This is a genomic window from uncultured Campylobacter sp. (genome assembly GCF_937980635.1).
GTDB lineage: Bacteria > Campylobacterota > Campylobacteria > Campylobacterales > Campylobacteraceae > Campylobacter_B.
Window position 1 is genome coordinate 35,638 of sequence record NZ_CALJPG010000009.1, and the last position, 24,843, is coordinate 60,480.

Genomic DNA, 24,843 nt, shown 5'->3' on the forward strand with positions numbered 1-24,843 from the left:
TTTAAAAAACGAAGATGAAAAAGATGGCGCCGATTAGAATTCTATAAATTCCAAACGGGATAAAATCAAACTTCGAAACGAAGCTTAAAAATAGCTTGATCGCCGCAAGCGCCACTATAAACGCCACTGCGCCGCCTATGAGAAAGGTCGTGATATTGTCGGAGTTTTGCACGAAGGTGTCTAAATTTTTATAGGTGTCGTAAAAAGTCGCCGCAAACATCGTAGGGATCGCGAGCAGGAAGCTAAAGCGCGCGGCTAGGTTTCTGCTTAGCCCGCACAAAAGCCCTGCGATGATGGTAGCGCCGCTGCGCGAAGTGCCCGGCACCATCGCAAAACATTGCGAAAGCCCGATGATGAAGGCCTGAACGTATGAAATTTGATCTAGATGTTCTAGCTCACCTTCTCTAGGGCGCGCCTTGCGAAAGAGCTCTACCGCGATAAAAATAACGCCCCAACCGATTAGCGCGTAGGCGACGGTCTGCGGCGCGAAGAGCGATTTGATGCTTTTATACAGTAAAAAGCCGATCGCTGCAGTGGGGATGAAACCCACGATAAGTTTGCACCAGAGCTTAAAATCGACCAAAAGCCGCTTGTAAAACATCGCGACGACCGCTAGGATAGAGCCTAGCTGGATAACGACCTCGAAGCATTTAAGCGTGTCGGTCTGCTGCAAACCCATCAGTTTTGCGGCCAGGATCATGTGCCCGGTCGAGCTTACGGGCAGAAACTCCGTCAGCCCCTCGACGATGCCTAAAATCACGGCGTCAAATATATTCATCCATTTTTTCCTTTAAATTTGTTAAATTCTGAGTGATTGAAGCGGGCCTGTAGATCGCCTCTACCATCGCGATATAATCGGGCTTCAGGGCTAAAATTTCATTCAGATTTTCTAAGCTTATCCCGCCGATTACGGCGATTGGGAGGTTTAAAGATTTTCGCGCCTCTTGCACGAGCGCATCGGGGCAAAGCGGCGCATCAGGCTTTGTCTTGCTGCGCCTTAGCGAGCCGAAGGCTACGTAGCTAGCGCCCTGCGCTTCAGCCTTTTGCGCGCGAGCAAGATCAGCATAGCAGCTAACGCCGACGATCTTATCCGCGCCTAAAAACTCGCGCACCTGCGCCGCCTCACCGTCGTCCTTGCCGATATGCACGCCGTGCGCGCCAAGCTTTTTGGCAAGCGCCGCATCATCGTTGATGATGAGTTTGGCGCTGTAATCTTCGCAAAGACCGATGAGAGAGCGGATTAAAGCTTCATCCTGCGCGGCGAGCTTGCTGCGGTACTGCACGAGCTTTACGCCGCAGCGCAAAATCTCATCTATCTGCGAAAAGATAGTTTGCGGCGGCGTTAAGACATCGTCGCTAAGTGCGTAAATTTCACTCATCTATCTTTTTTCGGCATCGGCGCGCCGTTTAGAATGCAGTTAGTAACATCCCAAAATTTTGCGCTATACATTCCGCGCTTAGCCTCTTTGGCCTCCTCGGCGGCTTTTAAAAGAAGTTCGCTATCGTCGGTTGTCGGCACGGCAAATCCCGCCGCTACCAGATCTAATCGCAGATTACTTTTAGGATCGCTTGCGTCGCAAACATAGGCGTCATTGCCACGATCGATTAAATTTACGTAGTAGCGCTTGCCGGGTTTTATCACGGACTCGAGAGCTTTTTTATATTCTTTGTCGAATTTCCTTAGCTCCTTGGCGTCCGTTATGCACCTAGAAGCGCCCGCGGCGATTATGTTTAAATTTTTTAAGTCGCAGGGAAAGAAACGATCTTTTTGAGCCTTTCTGAAAGTAAAAACGAAGCTTCTACCGTCATTGCCAAGACCTGCAAACGCAGCGATGCCGTATCTGTCTTTTTGCTCCGCAAAGCTCTGCGTGCAGAGCAAAATCGCAAGTGCTAAAAATATCTTTTTCATAGGATTCCTCTTAGGTGGCGCAAATTTCTATTGCAGAATTTGCGCCTAAATTTTGCGGATTATTTTAAATTATACTTCTCCAAGAGCTTTTCGTAGCTTCCATCCTTTTTCATCTCCTCAAGCGCTGCGTTAAATTTAGCTAGCAGCTCGGGATATTTGCCCTTATCAAATGCGATCGAAAAGCCCTCGCTGCCGTCGGATTCTTTAAAAAACGCTACTAGATCGTCATTTTTCTTAAGATACTCGTAGCCCACGGATGAATCCACGCAAAGCGCATCAATCTTTTTGTTCTTCAGCGACATAACGGCTACAAAGACGTTCTCCGTAGCGCTGACCTCGGCGCCTTTGATGTCTCTGATCGCAAGCTCCTGAATAGTGCCTAGCTGCGCAGCAAGACGCTTACCCTGTAGATCCGCCTTAGAATTTAACGAGTTATCGTCCTTGCGCTTGACGTATAAATTTTCGACCTTGTAGTAAGGATTAGTAAAATCGATCGCCTTTTTGCGAGCCGGCGTCGCGCTCATTCCCGAGGCGATCATATCGATTTTGCCGCTTTTAATCGCAGGGATCAGCCCGTCAAAGCTCATATTTAAAATTTCATATTTCACGCCCGCTCGCTTTGCAAGCTCGGCTACCAGATCCATATCAAAGCCGGTAACCTTGGAGTTTTCATCCACGAACTCAAACGGCGGATACTCGGCGTTTGTACCTACGATGAGCGTATCTTTGGTGATGTCTTTAGCGACTAGCGAGCCGCAAAGCAAAGCGCCCGCAACTAAAAATCTCATAAATTTTTTCATTTCCCTCTCCTTTAGTGGTTTAAAATTTTATTTAAAAATTCTTTCAATCTCGGATTTTGCGGATTTTCAAATACGTTTTTAGGCGTATCGTCCACAGCGATCTTGCCGCCCTCCATAAAAAAAATCCTATTTGCGACATTGCGTGCAAAGCCCATCTCATGCGTTACCACAAGCATCGTAATGCCCTCTTTGGCGACCTCTTTCATTATGCCTAACACCTCGCCTATCATCTCGGGATCTAGCGCCGAAGTGGGCTCGTCGAATAAAATCACGTCCGGATTTACCGCCAAACTTCTAGCGATTGCGATGCGTTGCTTTTGTCCGCCGCTAAGCTTGTGCGGATAGGCGTAGGCTTTGTCGCTAAGACCTACTTTAGCTAACAGTTCCTCCGCTTTTGCTAAGGCTTGTTCTTTAGTATAAATGCCCGCTTTTATGGGTGCTAGAGTTAAATTTTCCAGCACGCTTTTATTTGCAAAGAGGTTGAAATGCTGAAAGACCATACTAACTTTGCGGCGAATTTTATTAATATCAGTGTGCTTATCAGTAATATCCTCGCCGTCTATTTTAATAGTGCCGCCGCTTGGAATTTCAAGCAGATTTAAGCAGCGCAAAAAGGTTGATTTACCGCCGCCACTTGGACCGATGATCGCTACGATGTCGCCTTTATTTATGGTCTTTGAAATTCCTTTTAGCACCGATAAATTGCCGTAGGATTTGGTTAAATTTGATATTTCAATCATTGCGGTTTAACCTACTTTCTAGCATTTTTACTAAAAACGAGAAAAATTTCACGCTTGCATAGTAAAGCACTGCGGCAAAAAGTATCGGCTGGACGGTATAAAGCGCCGCCTGCATACTTTTTGAAAAAAACGTAAGATCGGTAATTGCTACGAGACCTACGACCGAGGTCTCTTTAAAAAGACTTATAAACTCATTTGCAAGCGCGGGCAAAATGTTTTTTATCGCCTGCGGAAAGACGATCTCCTTCATCGCCGTGCCGTAGCCTAGACCCATCGCGCGCGCTGCTTCCATCTGGCCGCGATCAACGCTATTTATGCCGCTTCGCACGATCTCTGCGACGTAGGCGGAGCTATTAAGCCCCAGCGCAAAGATCGCAGCTGCGATATTATTGCTCCACGTAGCAAAGATAATAAACACAAACACCATCAGCTGGATAACGATCGGAGTTCCGCGGATGATGTCTACGTATTCGTCGATAATGAAGCTTAAAAATTTATTGTTCAGAAATTTTAAAAATGCCAGCATAAATCCTAATGCGATACCGATCACAATGCCGCCGGAGGTCAAAATAAGAGTAATGCCGTAGCTTTTGGCGTATGAAATTTTTTGCGCTTCGCTCAGTTCGGGATAGGTGAAATAAAGTCCCACGGCGATTACAGTCAAAACAAATACGACCTTTAAAATTTTCTCGTTCAACCAAGGCGCCTTTTTCTTAAAATTTAAATGGCAAGAATACTAAAATTTCGTTAAAATCTGGCTAAATTCCGAAAGTAAAATTTTATTTGAAATAGAGTAAAATTAGCTTTTTTAAAAGGAGGCAACGATGAGCTTTTGGACCTATTTTGCAATCGCGATATATTTCGGCGCGCTTATTTTTATAGGTAGGTATTATTATGACAAGAATGCGAGCTTAAGCGAATATCTGCTCGATAATCGCCGCCTAGGCCCATTTGTAACGGCACTTAGCGCGGGCGCTAGCGATATGAGCGGCTGGATGCTTTTGGGGGTGCCGGGCGCGATGTTCGCGACGGGAATTTGCAATATCTGGATCGCCCTAGGACTTTGCGTGGGCGCGTGGTGCAATTATAAATTTCTTGCAAAAAGGCTTAGAATTTACACCGAGGTAGCAAGCGACAGCGTCACGATCCCCGATTTTTTAGAAAACCGCTTTAAAGACCGCACCAAGACGCTTCGCATCATCTCGGGGCTTTTGATCATCATATTTTTTACGCTCTATGTTAGCAGCGGCATCATCGCGGGCGGCAAGACCTTTGAGAGCTTTTTCGGGCTAAATTTCACCTACGGCGCGGTCGCTACGATCTTAATCGTAGTGTTTTATACCTTTTTCGGCGGATTTAAGGCCGTCGCGATCACGGACGCATTTCAGGGCGCGCTGATGTTTGCGGTGCTTATTTTGATCCCTCTGTTCTCTTACCGCGGGCTACAGATCCCTGCGGACAGCTCCTTTTTAGCGCAGGTGCGGCTATACGGCGCGAGCCACCTCGATCTATTTTACAATCAAAGCTTCTTGGGCGTTTTAGGTCTGCTTGCTTGGGGGCTCGGATACTTCGGGCAGCCGCACATCATAGTGCGCTTTATGGCGATTAGAAGCTCGCGTAAGCTTGATAGCGCGCGCCGCATCGGAATTTCGTGGATGGTGCTAGGGCTAGTAGGCGCGATGCTTAGCGGTCTGATCGGCTTTGTGTATTTTTCGCAAAAAGGTCTTAGCATAGACGATCCCGAAAAAATCTTCCTTGAGCTCGGTAAAATTTTCTTTCATCCATTCATTCTAGGCGTCATAATCTCTGCGGTGCTGGCGGCGATTATGAGCACCATCTCAAGCCAGCTTTTGGTAAGCGCGAGCGCGGTTACGAAGGATTTTATCTTTGCGTTTTATAAAAAAGAGGTGAGCGAGCGCACGCAGACGCTAAGCAGCCGTATCGCCGTCGTGATCATCGCCGCGCTCGCCGCGATCTTGGCATTCGGCTCAAACGATACGGTGCTAAACGTCGTCGGAAACGCTTGGGCGGGATTTGGCGCGAGCTTTGGAGCGGTGCTGCTTTTCAGCCTGTATTCTAAAAAAATGAGCGCGCTCTCTGCTTTAGTAGGTATGCTCGTAGGTGGTATCACGGTCATTTGCTGGATATTATCGGGGCTTTCGGCGATCGTTTACGAGCTGCTGCCGGGCTTTTGCTTTTCGGCGCTTGCGATACTGCTCGTAAATCGCTACAACTCCGTGCTCGATAAGATGGCGGATGAGCCCAATGCCGCGCAAATTTCGCAAGAATTTGAAAAGATGAAAGAGCAGAGTTTAGGAAACAAAAATGGCTAACGTAAAGTGCCCGCACTGCGGCTCTCAGGTCGATATAGACGAGGCGCTGCAACGCGATATCAAGGCTAAATTTGAAGATGAAATTTTGCAGCAGAAGCGAAAGTGGCAACAGCAGCAAAACGAAGCTACGCTTAAATTTGAAGCCGAGATCGCCGCTAAGCGCGAGGAGTACGCGAAGCATCTGGCGCAACTACAAGCAAAGGAAAATGCCTTTGAGCAGCGCGTAAAAGCGGCGACCGATTCCGCGCTAAACAGCGAGCGGGAGAAAATTTTAGCGCTTGCGAAATCTCAGATCGAGAGCGAAAACGCGGCGAAATTTGAAATTTTACAAAAGGAGCTGCAAGAAAAATCGCAAAGAATTTCCGAGCTAAATTTAATCAAGGCCGAAATGGAGGCGCAAAAGCGTAAATTTAGTGAGCTTGAAGCCGAGAATAAGGCCAAATCCGAGATCGAGCTAACCAACCGCGTAAACCAAGAGCGCGAGCGGCTTTCGAAGCAAATTTCGCAGGAAAACGAGCTGAAATTCCGCCAAAAAGATGAGCAGATCCAAAGCCTAATCGGCCAAATAAACGAGCTTAAGCGTCGCTCGGAAGTGGGCTCGCAGCAGCTTCAGGGCGAGGTGCAGGAGCTCGCGCTGCAGGAGTATCTGCGACTAAACTTTCCTTTAGACGAGATAGATGAGGTCAAAAAGGGCGCACGCGGCGCAGACTGCGTGCAGATGGTGCATACGAGGGAGTTTGCGGGCTGCGGTAAAATTTTATACGAGAGCAAGCGCACGAAAAGCTTCGAGCCTAAATGGATCGACAAACTCAAAGACGATATGATAGGCGAGGGCGCGCAGATCGGCGTTATCGTCACCGAGCAGATGCCGCCTCACAGCCCTAGGCTGCATCAAGCGCCGAGCGATGCTAGCATCTGGATCTGTTCGTTTGAGGAATTTAAGGGGCTTTGCGCCGTCTTGCGCGAACACGTCGTGGCGCTTGCGTTTGCCAAAAGATCGGGGCAAAATCAAGATAGCAAAACGGCGATGCTCTACGACTATCTGACCTCGCCCGAGTTTGCAAACCAGATAAAGACGATCGTTTCGGCATTCGTCGGCATGCAAGAGAGCCTAAATAAGGAGCGCAACGCGATGGAGCGCATCTGGAAACAGCGCGAAAAACAGATCGCGCGTGCTCGAGACGGCGCGATCGCGATGCACGCAAGCATCAGAAGCATCGCAGGAAACGGTGTAGCACAGCTGGAGGATGTCGATGAAATTTTAAGCCTCGAGGCGATTGCGGCAGAGGGCGAAGCGGACGCGCTTCAAGGCCAAGACGGCGACGAGACGCCATAGCAGCATGCGGACAGATCGCGGCTATGGCGAGAGCACGAAGCGAGTTTGCAGTGCGAGGAGCTTGCGTCGTGAGGCCGAAATTTCGTAAAGTGGCGTGATATTTGTCTACGGGCAAGCGGTGCGAAATTTCAAGAAGTAATTGCCGTATGCTTTTGAGTTTGCGAGGTTGGAATTTTGCTTGCGAATTTTATCTCGGCAGAAATATGCCGCACTGTGTAGCGTGTAAAATTTTAAATTCATAATTAAGGAAGTGCTTCACGTCGCGAAAATTTGATTTGGAATTTCTATCTTGTATCTCAATTAGGAAGATTTTACACTAAAAGCTATAGCAAAATTTTAAGAATTCACTTTGTTGTACCGTAAAAATTTTAAAATTTTGGTTCGCAAAATTCATAAAAATTTATAAAATTTTATCATCAAAATTTTAAAATTCCTAACCTTTTCAAAATAAATTTTAAATTTTGTAAACACTCTTGCCGCAGTTATTTGCATACTAAAATTTTATCGATGAAAAGCGTTTGTTGCCAATCGTTAAACCCCACCCCTTATCATTCCGTAGTTGTTTTGCGCATGGGAAATTTTGTGCGCACAAGACTCGTTTCGTGCGGCATAGCGTGCAGGCCGCATCAAATCGCCGCAAAAGCAATGGTAGGCTGTGCAACGTCTGTAACGGGCGGTTTGCTTGATTTACATAAATTTATAAAGAGGTAAAATATGCGTATTCTAGGCAACATTATTTGGTTTTTTGTGGGAGGTTGGATCCTTGCTATCTTGACCTATTTGTCGGGTTTAATCCTTAACCGTTTGAGTCGGACTGCTCCTGCGGGATTAGGTTTTATGGAATACGGCAAATTTCTATTTTTGCCCTTCATCAACGACATGGCGCGCAAAAATAAAAGCTCGCTTACCGTCGCCGCAAAGTCGCTACAAAACTGCGAATATGACGTAGCGCCCCAAAAAGTGTCCGTATCGAAGGTAATAGCTACAGTATGCATCGTAGCGATCGCTTTACCTGCAGTAGCGGCTGCGCTACCTGGGGTAGCTACTAGAGATGATGCGGAGATTTCTAAGTTGGCGACAAATTTAATGACCGTTGAAAGCGATATAAGTTCTTACTATACAGCTACTGGTAAATTTGATAATTTTTCAGCTATGACTAACGTTCCATTAGAGCCTAACGGAGCAAATTCGGCGTATCTAATGGGCGCGAATATCCACAAATGCTTCATAATCAGCTTGGATGCCAAAAAGAAAACCATCATCATAGAAAAAGGCCCCGATGCCGAAAATAATATCTGCCGGGGAGCGTATGAATTACCGGGCATCCCTAAAATGCTATCGGAGCCTATTAGCGTAAAAAAGAGTTATTAATTTACGCGATTTAAGAGTGGATTAGATTATCATGGCGGATTTAAGAGCCGGAATTTATATAAATTTTGTCTTAAATTTACGCCGCCTTGTGCGCACGAAAGTGATCTAATCGGAAATCAGATAAAGTTGCGCGCTTTGGTGTGAAATTTAGCCACGATTTAAGTGGGCCTAAGTTCCATAAAATTACGCGGTTAGAATTTTAACGCCGTTTTAAGATTATTTTTGTAAAATCACATTTCTTTTTTACCGCTGGCGGGCTCATAGCTCAGTTGGTTAGAGCATCCGGCTCATAACCGGATGGTCCTAGGTTCAAGTCCTAGTGAGCCCACCACCACAAAATTTCGGCTTTTCACTACATCAAAATCCGCAAAATTCTATAAATTTCATGCGTCGTTTTTCCTTTGAAATTCTGCTTCATAACTTCAAAAGACAAAGCCTGTCGCATAATTTCAGCTTTAAAATGCAGTTAAGCTTGTGATCGAATTTTCAAATTTAACTTTCATTTGGCGACTGATTAAATTTTATTTTATGGCAAGTTGCGGTAGAATTCCGTTAAAATTCTTAGTGCAGGGGGATGTCCATGTCAGAAAATCAAACGAAAAAAGGCGGAATTTTAGCTTTTTATTTTAACTCAAGCTTGCTTTGGCGCATCATTATCGCTTTAGTGTTGGGCTCTGCGATCGGTATGTTACTACCTAAAAATATGCCGGTGGGTGATACCACGTGGGTGGCGATTTTAACGCCTTTGGGAGATCTTTTTGTGAGACTTTTAAAGATGATTATGGTGCCGATCATCATCTGCTCGCTCATCGTAGGCACGAGCAGCATCTCGCCCGCGCACCTTGGCAAAGTAGGCGTTAAGGCGATCATATTTTACGCTATAACGACGCTTTTTGCGATCATCATCGGCCTAGCGTGTGCGTTTATATTTTCTCCAGGTAGCGGGCTTGATCTAAGCGATGCGTCCAAGGCCGTCGAGAAGGCAGCAAACGCGCCTAGTATGAGTAAAATTTTGCTTAATATAATTCCTACGAATCCTTTTGATTCCATAGCCAAAGGCGAAATTTTGCCGATCATAGCGTTTTGCTTATTTTTTGGCGTAGGGCTTGCGTTTTGCCGCGATAGTAGCGACGCACGTATTAAAAATTCCGCTGATACGGTTTATAATTTTTTCGACGGAATGAGCGAGATTATGTTTAAAGTCGTGCACTGGGTAATGCAATACGCACCAATCGGCGTTTTTGCGCTAATGTTTGTAGTGTTTAATAAAAGCGGTATCGAGGCTTTCAGCTCGCTGCTAAACGTCACGATTACCCTATACGTGGGACTTGCGATCCAAGTATTTGCGGTTTATTGCGTTATTTGTATGCTTATCGGAGTTAGCCCGATTAAATTCCTTAAAAAAGTGCGCCCGCCGATGCTTACGGCTTTTGTTACCCGCAGCTCCAACGGTACGCTTCCTATTACGATGCAGACCGCCGAAGATATGGGAATTCCAAAGGCGATCTACGGCTTTGTTTTACCCGTGGGTGCTACGGTGAATATGAACGGTACGACCGTATATTTGGGCGTGTGCACGCTCTTTATCGCTAATGCTTGCGGTATCGATCTAAACAGCAGCCACTACCTCACGATCATCATCACTTCGATGCTCGCGGCGATCGGAACTGCCGGAGTTCCGGGAGCTGGTGCGCTGATGCTGCTTTTAGTGCTCGAATCTATCGGCGTCAAGGTAAGCGGTAATGTAGCGATCGCTTACGGAATGATTTTAGGCATTGACGCAATTTTGGATATGGGGCGAACTTCGATGAACGTAACGGGCGATGTCGTAGCCTCGATCTACGTCGCAAAGAGCGAAAACGAAATGGATATGAGTAAGTGGGAAAATTAGCCAAAGTAAAATTTAGAAAGGACGAGCTATGAAAAGAGTTGGGATTATCGGCGGAATGGGACCTTTGGCAAGTGCGGATCTGTATATGAAGATCATAGAAGAGACTGCTGCGGGCAGCGATCAAGAAAATATTCCGCTTGTAATCGATAGCTATCCGCAGATCGAAGATCGCACGGCATTTATCTTAGGCAAAGGTGAAAATCCGCTTCCGCGCCTAAGCGAGAGCGCTGTTAGACTCAAAAATGCAGGCTGCAAGGCGTTTGCGATGGCGTGCAACACGGCGCATTTTTTTGCAGACGATGTAGAAGCTGCGGCGGAAATCCCGCTAATTCATATCGCCGAGGTTACCGTAAAAGCGATCCGTAAAAATTATCCAAATGCCCATAAAATCGCTGTACTAGCCACTATCGGTACAAAAAAAGCTAAAATTTACGACGATCCGCTCAAAGAAGCGGGGCTAATCAGCGTGGAGCTTGGCGAAGAAAATCAAGCGGTTTTGATGGATTGTATCTACAAAGGCGTTAAGGCGGGCAAGACTGCCGAATACGTGGGGGCTTTTGAGAATTTGTTAGGCAAAATCGATGCTGATATTTACGTCGTTGCCTGCACCGAGCTGCCGCTATTTTTGCCGTTAATCAAAAGCGATAAAATTTTCGTCGATCCTACTAGAGAGCTTGCTAAAGCGATCGTGGAATTCTCAAGATCATAGAGCTGTAAGGCTTTGCAGGCGGAATTCTAAACCGCAAAATTTTATGATGACTTAAGTCGTGGAATTTTGCGGAATTATATTGAACCAAAATTTCATCGAGGTGAAATTTTACGATAGCAAAATTTCATCACAGCATTTTAAGCTTAAAATTTGGTCAAAATTTAATCCGCAAGATCCAGAATGTAAAACCTCCGAAGTAAAATTCCCTAACAAAATTTACTCGTAAAATTTCACGCTGAAATTTAAGCTAAAATTCCATTAAATTTGACCGTTTCTAAAGCCCGAATTTAATATAATCGCTCCAACAGAAAAAGGATCAAAATGAGCGACTATACCCACCTACACCTTCACACCGAGTATTCGCTGCTAGACGGCGCGAATAAAGTAAGCGAGCTCGCCGAGCTTTTGCAAAGCCGCGGCACCAAGGCGTGCGCGATCACCGATCACGGCAATATGTTCGGCGCGATAGACTTTTATCAGACGATGAAAAAGCACGGCATCAAGCCGATCATCGGCATCGAGACCTACCTGCACAACCACGACGACATCGGCGATAAAAGCGACCGCCAGCGCTACCACTTGATACTGCTTGCCAAAAACGAGACGGGCTATAAAAATTTAATGTATCTTAGCTCGCGCGCGTTTTTGGACGGATTTTACTACTACCCGAGGATTAACAAAAAAATTTTAAAAGAGCACAGCGAGGGTCTCATCTGCTCCTCGGCGTGCCTAGCGGGCGAGGTGGAATTTCATCTAAATAGAAGCGAGCGAAATTTAAAACGCGGCGCGGGCGGCTACGAAGCGGCGAAAAAAGCGGCGCTTGAGTATAAGGAAATTTTCGGCGAGGATTTTTATCTCGAGATCATGCGTCACGGCATCGGCGAGCAATTAAACGTTGATAAAGACCTCATCCGCCTCTCGCGCGAAATCGGCGTCAAGATCATCGCCACGAACGACGCTCACTACTCGCGCAAGGATCGCGCCAAGGCCCACGACGTCTATCAGTGCATCTCGATGGGCAAGACGATCAACGACGGCGACCGCCTAAAACATGTCGTTTCGGAATTTTACGTAAAAAGCGACGAGGAGATGAGACGGCTTTTTGCCGACATCCCCGAAGTGATCGAAAATACCGCCGAGATCGTGCAAAAGTGCAATTTGAAATTTGCCTTCGACGAGAAGGACTATGCGCCCACACCGCCGAATTTTAAATTTACGATCGAATACGCCGCCAGGCTCGGGCTTTCGCTGCCCCAGCCCGATGAGCGTTATAGCTTTGCAAACGATGATTTTTTATTCGATTATCTGTGCCGCGAGGGGCTTAAAGAACGTCTTAAATTTATCGACCCACAGAAACACGAAATTTATCGCGAGCGCCTGGAAAAGGAGCTTGCCATCATCAAAAACATGCATTTTTCGGGCTATATGGTCATCGTGCAGGATTTCATCAACTGGGCGAAGGATCACGACATCCCGGTTGGCCCAGGTCGCGGCTCTGCGGCGGGCAGCATCTGTGCGTATGCGCTTCGCATTACCGACCTCGATCCGATCCCGTATAATCTGCTTTTCGAGCGATTTTTAAATCCGTCGCGTATCTCAATGCCCGACATCGACGTGGACTTTTGCCAGGCGCGCAGAGGCGAGGTGATCGACTACGTCATCGATCAGTACGGCAAATACAACGTCGCGCAGGTTGCGACCTTCGGTAAGCTGCTCGCGCGCGGCGTTATTCGGGACGTGGCTCGCGTCTGCGATATGCCGCTTTCGCAGGCCGATAAGATGGCGAAGCTGATCCCCGATAAGCTCGGCATCACGCTTACGCAGGCTTACGACGCCGAGCCGAAGCTGAAAGAATTTATCGACGCAGATCCGATCGCACAGCAGGTTTGGGAGTTTGCGCTGGGCCTTGAAGGGCTAAATCGCAACGCAGGCATGCACGCTGCGGGCGTAGTGATCTCAAACGAGCCGCTGTGGAATAAAGCGCCGCTATTTAAGCAGGATAAGGGCGAGGATGCGCGCCTAGTAACGCAATACACCAAAAATTATCTTGAGGACGTCGATCTGATAAAATTTGACTTCCTGGGTCTAAAAAATCTCGATGTGATCAATAACGCCATCAAGCTCGTCAAGCGCCGCTATAATCGCGACATAGTTTGGGAGGAGATCGATTTTAACGATCCGCAAACTTACAAAACGATTCAAAGCGGCAACACGCTGGGGATTTTTCAAATCGAGGGCGCGGGCATGCAGGATTTGGCGATGAACCTGCGCCCGGACCGCTTCGAGGATATCATCGCGATGATCTCGCTCTACCGCCCTGGGCCGATGGATCTAATCCCCGATTTTATCAGGATCAAACACGGCGAGCTAAAAGCAAGCTACATCTTTCCGGAGATAAAAGAAATTTTAGAGCCAACATACGGCATCATCGTCTATCAAGAGCAGGTTATGCAGATCGTGCAGAAGGTAGGCGGCTTTAGCTTGGGCGATGCTGATCTGGTGCGCCGCGCTATGGGTAAAAAGGATGAGAAGAAGCTCGCTCACATGCGCGAGCAGTATCTAAGCGGCGCCAAAGAGCTGGGCTTTGACGTAGCGAAAGCGGATGAGCTATTTGATCTGATTATGAAATTTGCCTCCTACGGCTTTAACAAATCTCACGCCGCGGCGTATTCGATGATCACCTTTCAAACGGCCTATCTTAAGACCTACTATCCGGCGGAGTTTATGGCGGCGCTGCTTACTTCAGAAGAGGGCAACACCGATAAAATTTCAAAATATATCGACGAGGCTAGCCGCCTAGGTATCGGGCTTTTGCCGCCGTCGATCAATCAAAGCTTAAGGGGCTTTAGCGTCGTGGATGATGAAAATTCCAAATCTGGCACCTCGATCATCTACGGCCTCGGCGCGATCAAGGGGGTGGGCGGCGCCGCGATCGAGAATATCTTAGAGCTTCAAAGCGAGGCTAAATTTCAAAGCATCGACGATTTTGCTTCGCGAGTGGATAATTTCCGCGTCAATAAAAAGGTCATCGAGTCGCTGATCTACGCAGGCGCGATGGATTGTCTGGGTAAGAGTCGCCTGGCGATGATTCAAAATATGGAAAATATCCTAGACGTGATGAAAAAGATCACCGAGATTAAAAAGGACGCCGCAAGCTCGCTTTTTGGCGAGGATGAGGATATGACGAGCGGCATGAGCGTAAGCTTCGTCGATACCGATAAGGAATTTCCGCAGGGCGAAATTTTGAAATTTGAGCAGCAGACCGTGGGCGTGTATCTCTCGGGGCATCCGTTGGATGATTATAAAGAGGAGATGGAGGGCATCGACTATACGCTATCCTCGGCGTTTAGCGAGATCGAGGGCGATAGCGCCGAGGTTCTTAGCGTGGGGCGGATCGAGGATCTGTCAACGCGCATGACGAAAACGGGCAAAAAAATGGGGATTTTAAACGTGCTTGATCTGCACGGCAGCTTCGAGCTTGCGGTGTTTGATAACGCGCTAAAGGCGATCGAAAACTTAAGCTCACAGGAGCGGGAGCGCCCGTACGCCTTTATGATTAAAATTTCAAAAAGCGCGGTTGGCGGTGCAGCGTATCAGCTGTCGTTTCTTTCGATGATGAGCCTGCAAAACGCTCGAGATGCGAGCTTCCGTCCGCACGCGGGAGTATTTTTGAGCGAGAATCCACTCAAAGCCTACGCCGCGCAGCTTGGCGCGATCGCGCATACCAAATCGAACGAATTTGACGAACTGGCGGGCGACGAGGACGCAAGCGTTAAAATTTTATGCGTCGGCAAGATCGAAAACGTCCACACCCGCACGACCAAATCGGGCAAGCAGATGGCAAATCTCACGGTGCTCGATCTTGCGGGTAGCTTCGAGATGAGCGTATTCGGCGATATTTGTGATGCGGTCACTGCGCTAACGGATGCGGAGCTGGAGCGCCCGATGGCGTTTTGGGCGCGGCTTAGCAAAAATACATCCCCTTACGGCGGGAAATTTCAAATTTATTTGGATGAAATTTTAACCCTAGATGCCGCGCAAAATATCGATGGCTACGTGCCTAGTAAGGTGCGAGGCTTCGGTGGTAGGGAGCGCGGAGGCTTTAATGGCGGTAATTCCGGCTTCGGCGGCGAACGAGCTGGAGGCTTCGGCGGAGGAAATTTCGCGGAGCGAAGGGGCGGTTTTGCTGCGGAAGATCCCGCTTTTAAGGCGCGCAAAGAGCGCGAGGCACAGCGCAAAAACGCGCAGGATTTCGAGTTTGAGCTAAGCTTGGGCGAGCTTAGTCGCGAGAAAATTTATAAAATTTACCACCTCGCCTTTTGCGACACGGCGCTAAAAAACACCAAGCGGCTGATTTTACGGATCCGCAACGGCAGCGAGGTGCTAGTTTATCCGACCGAATACATCGTGAGCGATAATTTCACCGAAAAGGTGCGCGAAATCATCGCGGCGTAGGTGCGGCTCTTTCGTCGCGCTGGATCGGTTAAATTTTATTCTTGTCCGCTCTGCACGTAAGTAGCTTTTGGCATCGCAAACAGTCATAGTTTTTTGGCGCGGCCGAGATAATAAAGTAAGGTGGTTTTCGACAACCCAGGCTTGCTTAGCATAAAATTCTATTGTGCTGCACGCAAGAACTAAAACCACGCAGATCGTCCGTGATATATAAATTTATTGCGTTTATAGCGGCGGAATTTTATTGTGCTCTCAATTTACAAAAATATAGACTGCCTCTGCTTCATTGCGTTGGTAAGGCTTGTGATATGCCGCTTGTATTTCCGTAATGACAGCTCGCTTTCATGCTTCAGCAGAGCGTAGTTTGTCGTCGCGGTAGTTTGCTGTCGGTTCGACAAACGGTATGCGCGCTTTCAAATTTAAAGCTAAAATTTTGCGAAGTTTTGCTTTGGCATATCTCTGCGCGTAGCGTAAAATTTTACCGCGCGAAATACAGAGTGGGATTTTGGAATTTTAAAATTCTACGCTGCGGAGGTTTGTGTTTTGAAATTTCGCGAGCTGTAAATTTAGGCTAAATTTTAAAATTTGTAGCGACAGAATTTTAAAATTTTACGCTGTATGGCTAGGTAAAGTGCCTACGCTTCTTGATAAATCAATTGTTTAAATTTAATCGGTGCGGTTGGTTGCTGCCGTAAAATTCTATACGCAGCAGCGGTTTTTTAAACGACAGCGCGCCAAAGTGGTGATGATTCTCACGCAAAATATGCCGCGCCTGCCGCAAGCACTGCGTGGCAGGGCAAGCGAGCATTTACGCGATCGTGCGGGCTAGTTTATCTCTTAAATTTAAAATTTCATCGCGCTTTAGCACGAAGCTGTTTTTGTTGGCGATGAGGTGCGCCGAGCTTTGCATTATGGTTTCTGCGGGTTGCAGCCCGTTTTGCTTCATCGTAGCGCCGGTCTCCACGACATCGACGATAGCGTCGGCAAGCCCTATGAGCGGGGCTAGCTCGATCGAGCCGTAGAGTTTGATGATATTTACGGCGACGGCCTTGGAGGCGAAGTATTCGCGAGTGATGTTGGGCATTTTCGTAGCGATCTTAAGGCTCGGAGCGCCGTAGTTTAGCTGAGTGCCCGCATGTACGCCCACACAGACGCGGCATTTTCCGATTTTAAGATCGAGCAGCGTAAGTACGTCGGGGCGATGCTCCTCAAGCACGTCAAGCCCCACTACGCCGATATCCGCCGCACCGCCCATAACGTAAGTAGGGATATCTTGGTTGCGGACGTAGAGGAATTTAAAATCGCCCTCTTGCATTATGAGTTTGCGATCCTCAAAGGCAAAATCAAGCCCGAAGATGGTTTTGAAAATTTTAAGTGTATCGTCGGCTATACGGCCTTTCGGTAGCGCTATGGTTATCATGCGAGCCCCTTTTTTGCGATCAAGCTTACCATCGATTTAAAGATCAGATCCTTTTCAAAGATCGAGTTGCGAAAATACCGCATTAGATAGGCTCCGTCGCCGCCCGTGAAGTAAATTTTATTATTGCCCGCGATGTTTTCGATCGTAAGCACGATAGGCTTTAAAATCCCGTAGTTTACGGCGTTTACGGTCTTTTGCGGTAGCGGGTCCAGATCGATATTGGTTGAAAGCGTGACATCCAGCACGGGCGCGATGCTCGCGAAAGATTTTAAAAGTGTGCCGATACCGGGCATTATAAATCCGCCTAGGTGCGAGCCTTTAAACATCAAATCCACGGTGATTGCGCTGCCCGCATCGACGACGACGCCCGTCGTCACCGCCGAGCACGCCGCTATGCGGTCGATCCCAAGCCCACGGTAGGCGGTTTTTAGCTCAAAGTGCGGTGCCAGATCAACAAGCAGAGGGTTTTTTAGCTTTTTTTTCACACTATCATTGACGCTAATGAAAAAAATTTGCTCCCTCGGCTCGTACCTCATAAACTCCGCTACAGGCATACTTTGCGTTACGCCGCCTTTATAAAATTTAACCCTGGAATTTCCTACGTCACACAAAAGCATAGAGGCTAAATCCGTTTTCTTTTAAAAATTTCGCGCTTTTAGAGCACATCTGCGAGTTGTAAAACAGCACGCGCTTTTTCACGACCTTGCCTAGGCTTGCGCTAATGTCGCTTGCGAGCGAGAGTAGAAATTCCGCATCGCGCATTACAAAGCGAGATTTTGCGTCGCGCATAAACAAAAGGACGTTGTAGCTTTTCAGATCCACGCCAAAATACGCGCCGTATGATCGTGAGCGCGTGAAGCTAGCGATATCTAGCATTTGGAATTTTTGAAGCAAAAGGTCTTCGCGAACGCAAAGTTTTGAAATTTTATCTAGCATCAAAATTTAAAATTTTATCGTCGTAGTAAAATGAGCTGCCTGCGATAAAAGACTTATCCTCAAACTCGCCATTTAGCTCGTAGATCGCTTGTCCCTCTAAATTTTCGTCCACGCGGATGACGTAGCCGTTGCGCTCGATGATATACAGATAGCCGCCGCTAAGCAGTGCGCCGCTAAACTGTGCGAAGGTGAATTTGCGTGATTTGATCAAATTTAGTCCGCGATCAAGTAGCTCGACTCTGCCGTCTTTTAAGAAAAGATAAATTCTATCGCCGCTAAAAATCACGTCTTTGATGTCTACGTTATGATTTTTATTGCCCGCAGGACTTACCAGCATTAGCCTAGTGGCGGTCACAGCATAAAGGTTATCGCCCTTGTTTTCTAAGGCGATAATGTTGTTAAAAAACGGCTGGTTGCTTACGACAAAATCGCGTGCCGAGCGCCCACCTACGTTTTCTGCGATGCTGACTAGTCCATCTAACGCAGGATAAGCGATAAGTTGGTTGATAAATATTGGTGACGCCACGCGCGAATCGATTGCGAATGCATCGCCTACTTTATGATCAAGTACCACTGCGCCCGAGCTTAGCTTGATAAGCATGATCGAATCATCGCTCATCACTAAAGCCAAATCATCGCCGCGTATATTTGCACTGAGCGCTTGTCTGCCTAGGGCTTTTTCAAATTTTACGGCGCCTGTGCCACTAACTACTTTAAGCGTGCCATTGATATCGGTTACGACGAAATTTCCGTCATATTCGCCTAAAAATTTCTCACTTTTTAAGACTTTGAAATTTTTCACCAATCCGTTTTTAGAGATGACTTCGCCGTCTTTTAGCGTCGCACCATCTTTACTAACCGCTACGATTTCCGATGGCAGTGAGCCATTAAATTTCATATCACCTGTGATGTTTTCGTCGCTAGGTTCGAAATACTGGCGCTTCGTCGAGCAGCCTAAAAATAAAAACGATAGTAAAAGCGTAAATATCAGCGTTTTTTTCATTATTTATTGCCTCCATAGTGTTTCAAAGCAAGTGCGATTTGACGAACGGGCGAGTTGAGCGGAATTTTATCTAGCTCTGCGTGAGCTTGCTCGATTTTGCCTTCTTTTAGCAGGTCGTAGCCTTTGAGCAAAGAATCGTAATCGGCGAGTAGCACTCCGCCTTGTTTGCCGTTTTGTAGATTTATTATCTCTTTTAGCATAACATCGATGCCTTGGGTATTTTCTAGCGCCACTCGCTCGTCTGCAGAGCCGTTTTGCAAAATATAAAGAGCGTATAGATTTATATCTTTTTGCTTAAGCTCGGCTAGCTTAGCGTCATCGCGCTTGTTAAGCAGCTCGTCATAGATCGCGTTAGCACTTGCTATGCGGCGATCACTTAGAAATTCATTTGCGTAATATCCGATAAACGCTACGATCAAAACCGCAGCCAAAAATATCAGCGGCTTTTTGTATTTTTTTACGAAAATTTCGCTTTTTATGACGCTTTCTAGAAACTGCTCTTCTGTGCCAATCTCTTTTTTCACGCCTTCGATGTCGTCTTTTAAAGCCAAAATTTAGTCCTTTATTTGAGAAAATCGGCGTAATTGTAGCATAAAAAATTTTAAATACCGCCTAAGATAAAGAATTTTTATGATATAATGTCGCATTTATCAGAAAAAGGAAAGTTATGATAATAGACGACGCCTTGCTAAGTAAGCTGGAAAGGCTATCTGCTCTTAAAATTCCGGATGCTAAGCGAGAAGAATTTAAAGGGCAATTAAATAATATCGTAGATTTTGTAGAAATTTTAAATGAGCTGGATTTACAAAGCGGCGAGGCGGCTATCACTACGCTGAAAGGCGGTACTCCGTTTCGCAAAGATATTCCACGCAAAAGCGACGTTGCAGAAAGCGTCTTAAAGCATGCTCCGCAGTCCGAAGGCGGCTACTTCGTAGTACCGAAAATCATAGATTGAAAGGAATTTTATGGAAGAAGTTCAAAGAAATTTAGTAGATATCGAAACTCTACTAAAAACCGTCGTTTTTAACAAAGCGAGCGACCTCCACTTAGTTTCGCGCTCGGCGCCTCAAATACGTATCGACGGAACATTGCGCCCACTTGCCATGGACCCGCTTAAGGGCACGGATATCGAGTATATCTGCTACGCGCTCATTACCGATGCTCAAAAAAGTGCGCTCGAGGAAAATAAAGAGCTCGACTTTGCGATTGAGCTTCCTAATATCGGACGCTTCCGTGGCAATTACTATTACACTATGAACGGCGATTTGGCTGCTGCATTTCGTATTATTCCTATCGATATTCCTAGTCTGGACGATTTAAAAGCCCCTACGATTTTTAAAGAGGTAGTTAAGCACGAAAAAGGTATGATTTTGGTTACCGGGCCTACTGGTAGCGGTAAATCAACTACTCTTGCCGCGATGCTAAACGAGATCAACGAAAAAGAGCGCAAACACATCATCACCGTTGAAGATCCGGTTGAGTTCGTCCATACCAATAAAAAAGCACTTTTCTCTCACAGAAATATCGGCACTGATACCCATTCCTACGCTAATGCGTTAAAATTTGCCTTGCGTGAGGACCCGGATATTATCCTCGTGGGTGAGATGCGCGATAGAGAGACTATCTCGATTGCCATTACCGCGGCTGAGACCGGTCACTTGGTATTTGGTACGCTGCACACCAACTCCGCGATGCAGACGATCAACCGTATTATCGATAGCTTTGATGGCGGCGAGCAGCTCCAAGTGCGAAATATGCTCTCCGTATCACTTACCGCGGTCATTTCGCAATCGCTTTTGCCAAAGCTTGGCGGCGGACGTATCGCGATCCATGAAATTTTGCTCAATAACAATGCCGTAGCAAATCTAATCCGCGAAAACAAGGTGCATCAAATTTACTCTCAAATGCAGCTAAATCAGCAATCTACCGGTATGATAACTCAAACTCAAGCGATGGTTAAAGCGATCCGTGCAAATCAAATTTCAAAAGATACGGCGTTTAGGTACTCGACTAACCTGCAAGAGTTAATAGGCGTGGTGGGTGCTTGATGGAAGGTATTAATTGGTTCGACGTCGGCTGTTTAGTACTCGTAGTGCTCTTCGGACTGCGCGGTATCACCAACGGCATTGTAAAAGAAATTTTTGGAATTTTGGGTCTCATCGGCGGTCTTTTTGCCGCGATGCGTTATAAAACTATGGCAGGCGAGTGGATTGCAGCCAAAATTCCCGCTTTACAGAATGCAAACGGCGTGCTTTCAGGTGATACGACGCAGGTTCTAATCGGCTTTATCGCTGTGCTTTTTGGCGTATGGATCTCGTGTCTGATTATAGGCGAAATTATTTCAAAATTCTTTAAATGGAGCGGACTCGGATTTGTCGATAAGATCGGCGGTTTCGTGTTTAGCGTAAGTAAAATTTTCTTGATTTTTGCCGTTATCGTTACGCTTGCAAGCGGTCCTATGTCGATGAATGAACAGACCAAAAAGTATTTTGAAAGCAGCAAAACTGCGCCGATTTTTTTAAAAATAGGAAATTGGATTTTAAATCTCAAAGACGATCCGAAGATCAAACAAAGCTTGGATTCTATCGGTTCTAAGATGGATGATAAGCTCTTAAAAGATCAGAATTCTACCGCCCGTATGAACTCGGATCAAAATCAAAGCACTGAACCTAGCGATTTTAACGCCAGTTCAGAAGTAAATTCTACAGAAAGGACAAAATTATGAATGCAAAAATCGAAAATTTAGAGTTTGACGCTCTAATTGTTGAGTTTAAAAAGGCGCTTGCCGCTAGCGGTTTAAAATATACTAAGCAGCGCGAGGTTTTGCTCCGCACGCTTTATAACAATAACAAACACTTCACACCTGAGGCGCTTCACAACGAGATCAAAGCGAAATTTCCGGAGCTAAACGTAGGCATAGCGACGGTGTATCGCACCTTAAATTTATTAGAGGATTCGGGGATGGCGACGTCGATCTCATTTGGCGCACAGGGCAAGAAATTTGAGCTTGCCAACAAGCCTCACCACGACCACTTAATCTGCAAAAGCTGCAACAAGATCATAGAATTTCAAGACGCCACTATCGAGCGCAAACAGCTTGCCGTCGCCAAAGAGCACGGATTTACGCTTACGGGGCACATGATGCAGCTGTATGGAATTTGCCCTGAATGCGCGGCGAAAAGGAAGTAGATTGTTTGATAGCCAGTTAGAAATCCAAAGGATAGATAAGGCATCGGAACTTCGGAATTTAGGGGCTAATCCTTATCCACACTTTCTAAAAAAAGATATGAGCATAGCCGAGTTTAAAGAAAAATTCGGCTACATAAAAGATACCGAGGATAAAAAAGCGAGCGAGGAGATAAGCCTTGCCGGAAGGTTAAAGCTAAAGCGCGTCGCGGGCAAATCCACCTTTGCAAACATAGAAGATCAAAGCGGTAATATTCAAATTTATTACTCTCGCGACAGTATCGGCGAGGAGGATTACTCTAAATTTAAGAAAAATCTCGAAGTAGGCGATATAATTTTAGTGCGCGGATACGCTTTCGTCACCCAAACAGGCGAGTTTTCGATCCATGCCAGCAAAATAACGCTCGCGTCTAAAGCGATCTGCCCGCTTCCGGAGAAATTTCATGGCCTTGTCGATATCGAGATGCGCTACCGCCAAAGATACCTCGATATGATAATGAACCCCGAGATCCGCGCGGATTTTATTAAGCGCTCGATCATCGTTAGCGAGATTCGCAGCTTTTTTGAAAAGCATGGATTTTTAGAGGTCGAAACGCCGATGATGCACCCAATCGCGGGCGGCGCGAACGCTAAGCCTTTCATCACGCACCACAACGCCCTCGACGTCGATCGCTACCTGCGTATCGCGCCGGAGCTGTATCTTAAGCGCCTCGTCGTAGGCGGCATGGAGGCGGTCTTTGAGATCAACCGAAATTTCCGCAACGAGGGCATGGATCTGACGCACAATCCGGAATTTACCAGCATAGAATTCTACTGGGCGTGGCATGATTATAACGACGCGATGAACCTAACCGAGGAGCTATTTAAAGCGCTGTTTAAGAGGCTCGGGCTGGGTGAAATTTTAACCTACGATGAGCGCGAGATAGATTTTTCAAAGCCTTTTGCGCGCATAAAGTATATTGACGCGCTTACTCAGATAGGCGGCATCGAGCCGCAGATCGTAAATGATCGCGAAAAGATCATCGCAAAGCTCAAAGAGGATAAATTTGAAGTCAGTGAAAAGCTCGATCTAGGCCACCTGCAGAGCGAACTTTTTGATAATTACGTAGAAGCTAAGCTCATAAATCCGACCTTCATCGTAGATTTTCCGATCTCGATCAGCCCACTTTCGCGCAGAAGCGATGAAAATCCGCAGATAGCCGAGAGATTTGAGCTTTACATCGCAGGCAAAGAGCTAGCCAACGCCTTTAATGAGCTGAATGATCCGATCGATCAATACGCCAGATTTAAGGCTCAAATCGACGCTAAAAATGCTGGCGACGACGAGGCGCACGAGATGGACGAGGATTACGTTCGCGCGCTTAGCTACGCGATGCCGCCGACTACCGGCTGGGGGCTCGGCATCGATCGCTTGGCGATGATTTTGCTGAATAAAAAATCGATCCGCGACGTGATTTTATTCCCTGCGATGAGGCCGTTAAATTTAGAGAAGGAGTGAATGTGTCAAATTTAGAAAAATTCGATAATGAAATTTTTAGTTTAACCAACAAAGAGCTTGCCCGCCAGTGCGATTATTTGGAGATGATTGCGAGCGAAAATTTTACCTATCCCGAGGTAATGGAGGCGATGGGCTCGGTGCTAACGAACAAATACGCCGAGGGCTATCCCGGCAAGCGCTACTACGGCGGCTGCGAGTTTGTAGACGAGATCGAACAGATCGCGATCGATCGCTGCAAAAAGCTCTTCGGCTGTGAGTTTGCAAACGTCCAGCCAAACAGTGGCAGCCAAGCCAATCAAGGCGTATATGCCGCGTTTTTGAAACCGGGCGATAAAATTTTAGGCATGGCTCTTAGCCACGGCGGGCATTTGACGCACGGCGCGAAGGTCTCAAGCAGCGGAAAGATGTATGAGAGCTTCGAGTACGGCGTGGAGCTTGACGGTCGCATAAACTACGATAAGGTGCTTGAGATCGCTCAGATCGTAAAACCAAAGATGATCGTTTGCGGCGCAAGCGCCTATACGCGCGAGATAGATTTTGCTAAATTTAGACAGATCGCTGATAGCGTGGACGCGTTTCTTTTCGCCGACGTAGCGCATGTCGCAGGGCTCGTCGTCGCGGGCGAACATACTAATCCGTTTCCGCACTGCCACGTCGTAAGCTCGACCACGCACAAGACGCTTCGCGGTCCGCGAGGCGGCATCATAATGACCAACGACGAGGAATTTGCTAAAAAGATCAACTCGGCGATCTTTCCAGGTATCCAAGGCGGCCCGCTAATGCACGTAATCGCTGCAAAGGCGGTGGGCTTTAAACACAATCTAAGCCCTGAGTGGAAGGTCTACGCCAAGCAGGTCAAGGCAAACGCTAGAGTTTTGGGCGAAACGCTGGTCGGGCGCGGCTTTGATCTCGTTAGCGGCGGCACCGATAACCATCTGATTTTAATGAGCTTTTTAAATAGAGATTTTAGCGGCAAGGACGCTAGCGCCGCGCTTGAAAACGCAGGTATTACGACGAATAAAAACACCGTGCCGGGCGAGACGCGCAGCCCGTTCGTCACCAGCGGCATCCGCGTCGGCAGCCCCGCACTTACGGCGCGCGGTATGAAGGAGAAAGAATTTGAGTTTATCGGAAATAAAATCGCTGACGTACTAAGCGACATCTCAAATTCCAAGCTTCAGGCGCAGGTTAAAGAGGAGGTGCGGGATTTGGCGCACCGCTTTATCATCTACGACCGCGCGATGTATTAAATTTAATAA

At 47.0% G+C, this 24,843-nt stretch carries 24 protein-coding genes and 1 tRNA gene; 14 read left to right on the forward strand and 11 right to left on the reverse strand.

The genetic code is table 11. From position 1 onward, the window contains the following. Position 1 precedes the first annotated feature (1 nt). Genes Q0460_RS01530 through Q0460_RS01555 form a run of 6 tightly spaced genes read right to left on the reverse strand, consistent with a single transcriptional unit; the run spans position 2 to position 4,104 of the window. Positions 2–778: an undecaprenyl-diphosphate phosphatase gene (locus tag Q0460_RS01530; protein ID WP_299084009.1), complete on the reverse strand. Its 777-nt coding sequence runs from the start codon at positions 776–778 to the stop codon at positions 2–4. Beyond that, complete coding sequence (thiE, locus tag Q0460_RS01535) at positions 765–1,379, reverse strand: thiamine phosphate synthase (RefSeq protein ID WP_299084012.1); 615 nt, start codon at positions 1,377–1,379, stop codon at positions 765–767. The genes Q0460_RS01530 and thiE overlap by 14 nt, the downstream gene beginning before the upstream one ends. After that, positions 1,376–1,909: a hypothetical protein gene (locus Q0460_RS01540; RefSeq protein WP_299084015.1), complete on the reverse strand. Its 534-nt coding sequence runs from the start codon at positions 1,907–1,909 to the stop codon at positions 1,376–1,378. Before Q0460_RS01540 ends, thiE begins: the two co-directional genes overlap by 4 nt. A gap of 59 nt (positions 1,910–1,968) precedes the next feature. Beyond that, positions 1,969–2,709 carry a basic amino acid ABC transporter substrate-binding protein gene (locus Q0460_RS01545; RefSeq protein ID WP_299084017.1) on the reverse strand — a complete coding sequence of 247 codons (741 nt, stop codon included), beginning with the start codon at positions 2,707–2,709 and terminating at the stop codon, positions 1,969–1,971. Between the two features lie 11 nt (positions 2,710–2,720). Continuing rightward, positions 2,721–3,449 (reverse strand): amino acid ABC transporter ATP-binding protein, encoded by a 729-nt coding sequence (locus Q0460_RS01550; protein WP_299084020.1) that lies wholly within the window; start codon positions 3,447–3,449, stop codon positions 2,721–2,723. Beyond that, the gene (locus tag Q0460_RS01555) at positions 3,442–4,104 is read right to left on the reverse strand and encodes an amino acid ABC transporter permease (protein WP_291940149.1); all 663 of its coding nucleotides are present in this window, start codon (positions 4,102–4,104) and stop codon (positions 3,442–3,444) included. Before Q0460_RS01555 ends, Q0460_RS01550 begins: the two co-directional genes overlap by 8 nt. A gap of 169 nt (positions 4,105–4,273) precedes the next feature. On the opposite strand from Q0460_RS01555, the gene putP reads away from it, so the two are divergent. From putP to dnaE, 8 genes are all read left to right on the forward strand, one after another. Continuing rightward, positions 4,274–5,782 (forward strand): sodium/proline symporter PutP, encoded by a 1,509-nt coding sequence (gene putP / locus Q0460_RS01560; protein ID WP_299084022.1) that lies wholly within the window; start codon positions 4,274–4,276, stop codon positions 5,780–5,782. Then, the gene (locus tag Q0460_RS01565; protein WP_299084025.1) at positions 5,775–7,118 is read left to right on the forward strand and encodes a DUF2130 domain-containing protein; all 1,344 of its coding nucleotides are present in this window, start codon (positions 5,775–5,777) and stop codon (positions 7,116–7,118) included. The genes putP and Q0460_RS01565 overlap by 8 nt, the downstream gene beginning before the upstream one ends. A gap of 714 nt (positions 7,119–7,832) precedes the next feature. Further along, positions 7,833–8,489: a YccF domain-containing protein gene (locus Q0460_RS01570; protein ID WP_299084028.1), complete on the forward strand. Its 657-nt coding sequence runs from the start codon at positions 7,833–7,835 to the stop codon at positions 8,487–8,489. 254 nt (positions 8,490–8,743) lie between these two features. Next, positions 8,744–8,820, forward strand: a tRNA-Ile gene (locus tag Q0460_RS01575). 249 nt (positions 8,821–9,069) lie between these two features. Continuing rightward, positions 9,070–10,380 carry a dicarboxylate/amino acid:cation symporter gene (locus tag Q0460_RS01580; RefSeq protein ID WP_299084031.1) on the forward strand — a complete coding sequence of 437 codons (1,311 nt, stop codon included), beginning with the start codon at positions 9,070–9,072 and terminating at the stop codon, positions 10,378–10,380. 28 nt (positions 10,381–10,408) lie between these two features. Continuing rightward, positions 10,409–11,089, forward strand: coding sequence for an amino acid racemase (locus Q0460_RS01585; RefSeq protein ID WP_295151179.1), 681 nt, complete (start codon positions 10,409–10,411; stop codon positions 11,087–11,089). Positions 11,090–11,168: 79 nt separating this feature from the next. After that, positions 11,169–11,315 carry a hypothetical protein gene (locus Q0460_RS01590; RefSeq protein WP_299084036.1) on the forward strand — a complete coding sequence of 49 codons (147 nt, stop codon included), beginning with the start codon at positions 11,169–11,171 and terminating at the stop codon, positions 11,313–11,315. 95 nt (positions 11,316–11,410) lie between these two features. Beyond that, positions 11,411–15,544, forward strand: coding sequence for a DNA polymerase III subunit alpha (gene dnaE / locus Q0460_RS01595; protein ID WP_299084039.1), 4,134 nt, complete (start codon positions 11,411–11,413; stop codon positions 15,542–15,544). Positions 15,545–16,349: 805 nt separating this feature from the next. On the opposite strand, the gene hisG is transcribed toward dnaE, so the two are convergent. The 5 genes from hisG to Q0460_RS01620 are packed head-to-tail and all read right to left on the reverse strand — an operon-like array spanning position 16,350 to position 19,451. Further along, positions 16,350–16,961, reverse strand: a complete 612-nt coding sequence (hisG, locus tag Q0460_RS01600) for an ATP phosphoribosyltransferase (protein ID WP_297924251.1) — start codon at positions 16,959–16,961, stop codon at positions 16,350–16,352. Continuing rightward, complete coding sequence (locus Q0460_RS01605) at positions 16,958–17,578, reverse strand: type III pantothenate kinase (protein ID WP_299084044.1); 621 nt, start codon at positions 17,576–17,578, stop codon at positions 16,958–16,960. The genes hisG and Q0460_RS01605 overlap by 4 nt, the downstream gene beginning before the upstream one ends. After that, the gene (locus Q0460_RS01610; RefSeq protein ID WP_299084048.1) at positions 17,565–17,837 is read right to left on the reverse strand and encodes a hypothetical protein; all 273 of its coding nucleotides are present in this window, start codon (positions 17,835–17,837) and stop codon (positions 17,565–17,567) included. The genes Q0460_RS01605 and Q0460_RS01610 overlap by 14 nt, the downstream gene beginning before the upstream one ends. A 49-nt stretch (positions 17,838–17,886) precedes the next feature. Continuing rightward, complete coding sequence (locus tag Q0460_RS01615; RefSeq protein WP_299084051.1) at positions 17,887–18,900, reverse strand: L-seryl-tRNA selenium transferase; 1,014 nt, start codon at positions 18,898–18,900, stop codon at positions 17,887–17,889. After that, a complete protein-coding gene (locus Q0460_RS01620) occupies positions 18,900–19,451 on the reverse strand; it encodes a hypothetical protein (protein WP_299084054.1) in 552 nt (183 codons plus the stop codon). Before Q0460_RS01620 ends, Q0460_RS01615 begins: the two co-directional genes overlap by 1 nt. Before the next feature lie 116 nt (positions 19,452–19,567). Between Q0460_RS01620 and gatC the strand changes: the two genes are divergently transcribed. Genes gatC through Q0460_RS01650 form a run of 6 tightly spaced genes read left to right on the forward strand, consistent with a single transcriptional unit; the run spans position 19,568 to position 24,834 of the window. Next, positions 19,568–19,855 carry an Asp-tRNA(Asn)/Glu-tRNA(Gln) amidotransferase subunit GatC gene (gatC, locus tag Q0460_RS01625; protein WP_291939991.1) on the forward strand — a complete coding sequence of 96 codons (288 nt, stop codon included), beginning with the start codon at positions 19,568–19,570 and terminating at the stop codon, positions 19,853–19,855. Between the two features lie 10 nt (positions 19,856–19,865). Next, positions 19,866–20,948 (forward strand): type IV pilus twitching motility protein PilT, encoded by a 1,083-nt coding sequence (locus Q0460_RS01630; protein WP_005871218.1) that lies wholly within the window; start codon positions 19,866–19,868, stop codon positions 20,946–20,948. After that, entirely contained in the window at positions 20,948–21,625 is a 678-nt protein-coding gene (locus Q0460_RS01635; RefSeq protein ID WP_100067315.1) for a CvpA family protein, read from the forward strand. The genes Q0460_RS01630 and Q0460_RS01635 overlap by 1 nt, the downstream gene beginning before the upstream one ends. Continuing rightward, positions 21,622–22,089, forward strand: a complete 468-nt coding sequence (locus tag Q0460_RS01640) for a Fur family transcriptional regulator (RefSeq protein ID WP_005871221.1) — start codon at positions 21,622–21,624, stop codon at positions 22,087–22,089. Before Q0460_RS01635 ends, Q0460_RS01640 begins: the two co-directional genes overlap by 4 nt. 1 nt (position 22,090) lies before the next feature. Beyond that, positions 22,091–23,584: a lysine--tRNA ligase gene (lysS, locus tag Q0460_RS01645; RefSeq protein WP_299084057.1), complete on the forward strand. Its 1,494-nt coding sequence runs from the start codon at positions 22,091–22,093 to the stop codon at positions 23,582–23,584. Between the two features lie 2 nt (positions 23,585–23,586). Continuing rightward, complete coding sequence (locus Q0460_RS01650; RefSeq protein ID WP_299084061.1) at positions 23,587–24,834, forward strand: serine hydroxymethyltransferase; 1,248 nt, start codon at positions 23,587–23,589, stop codon at positions 24,832–24,834. Positions 24,835–24,843 lie beyond the last annotated feature (9 nt).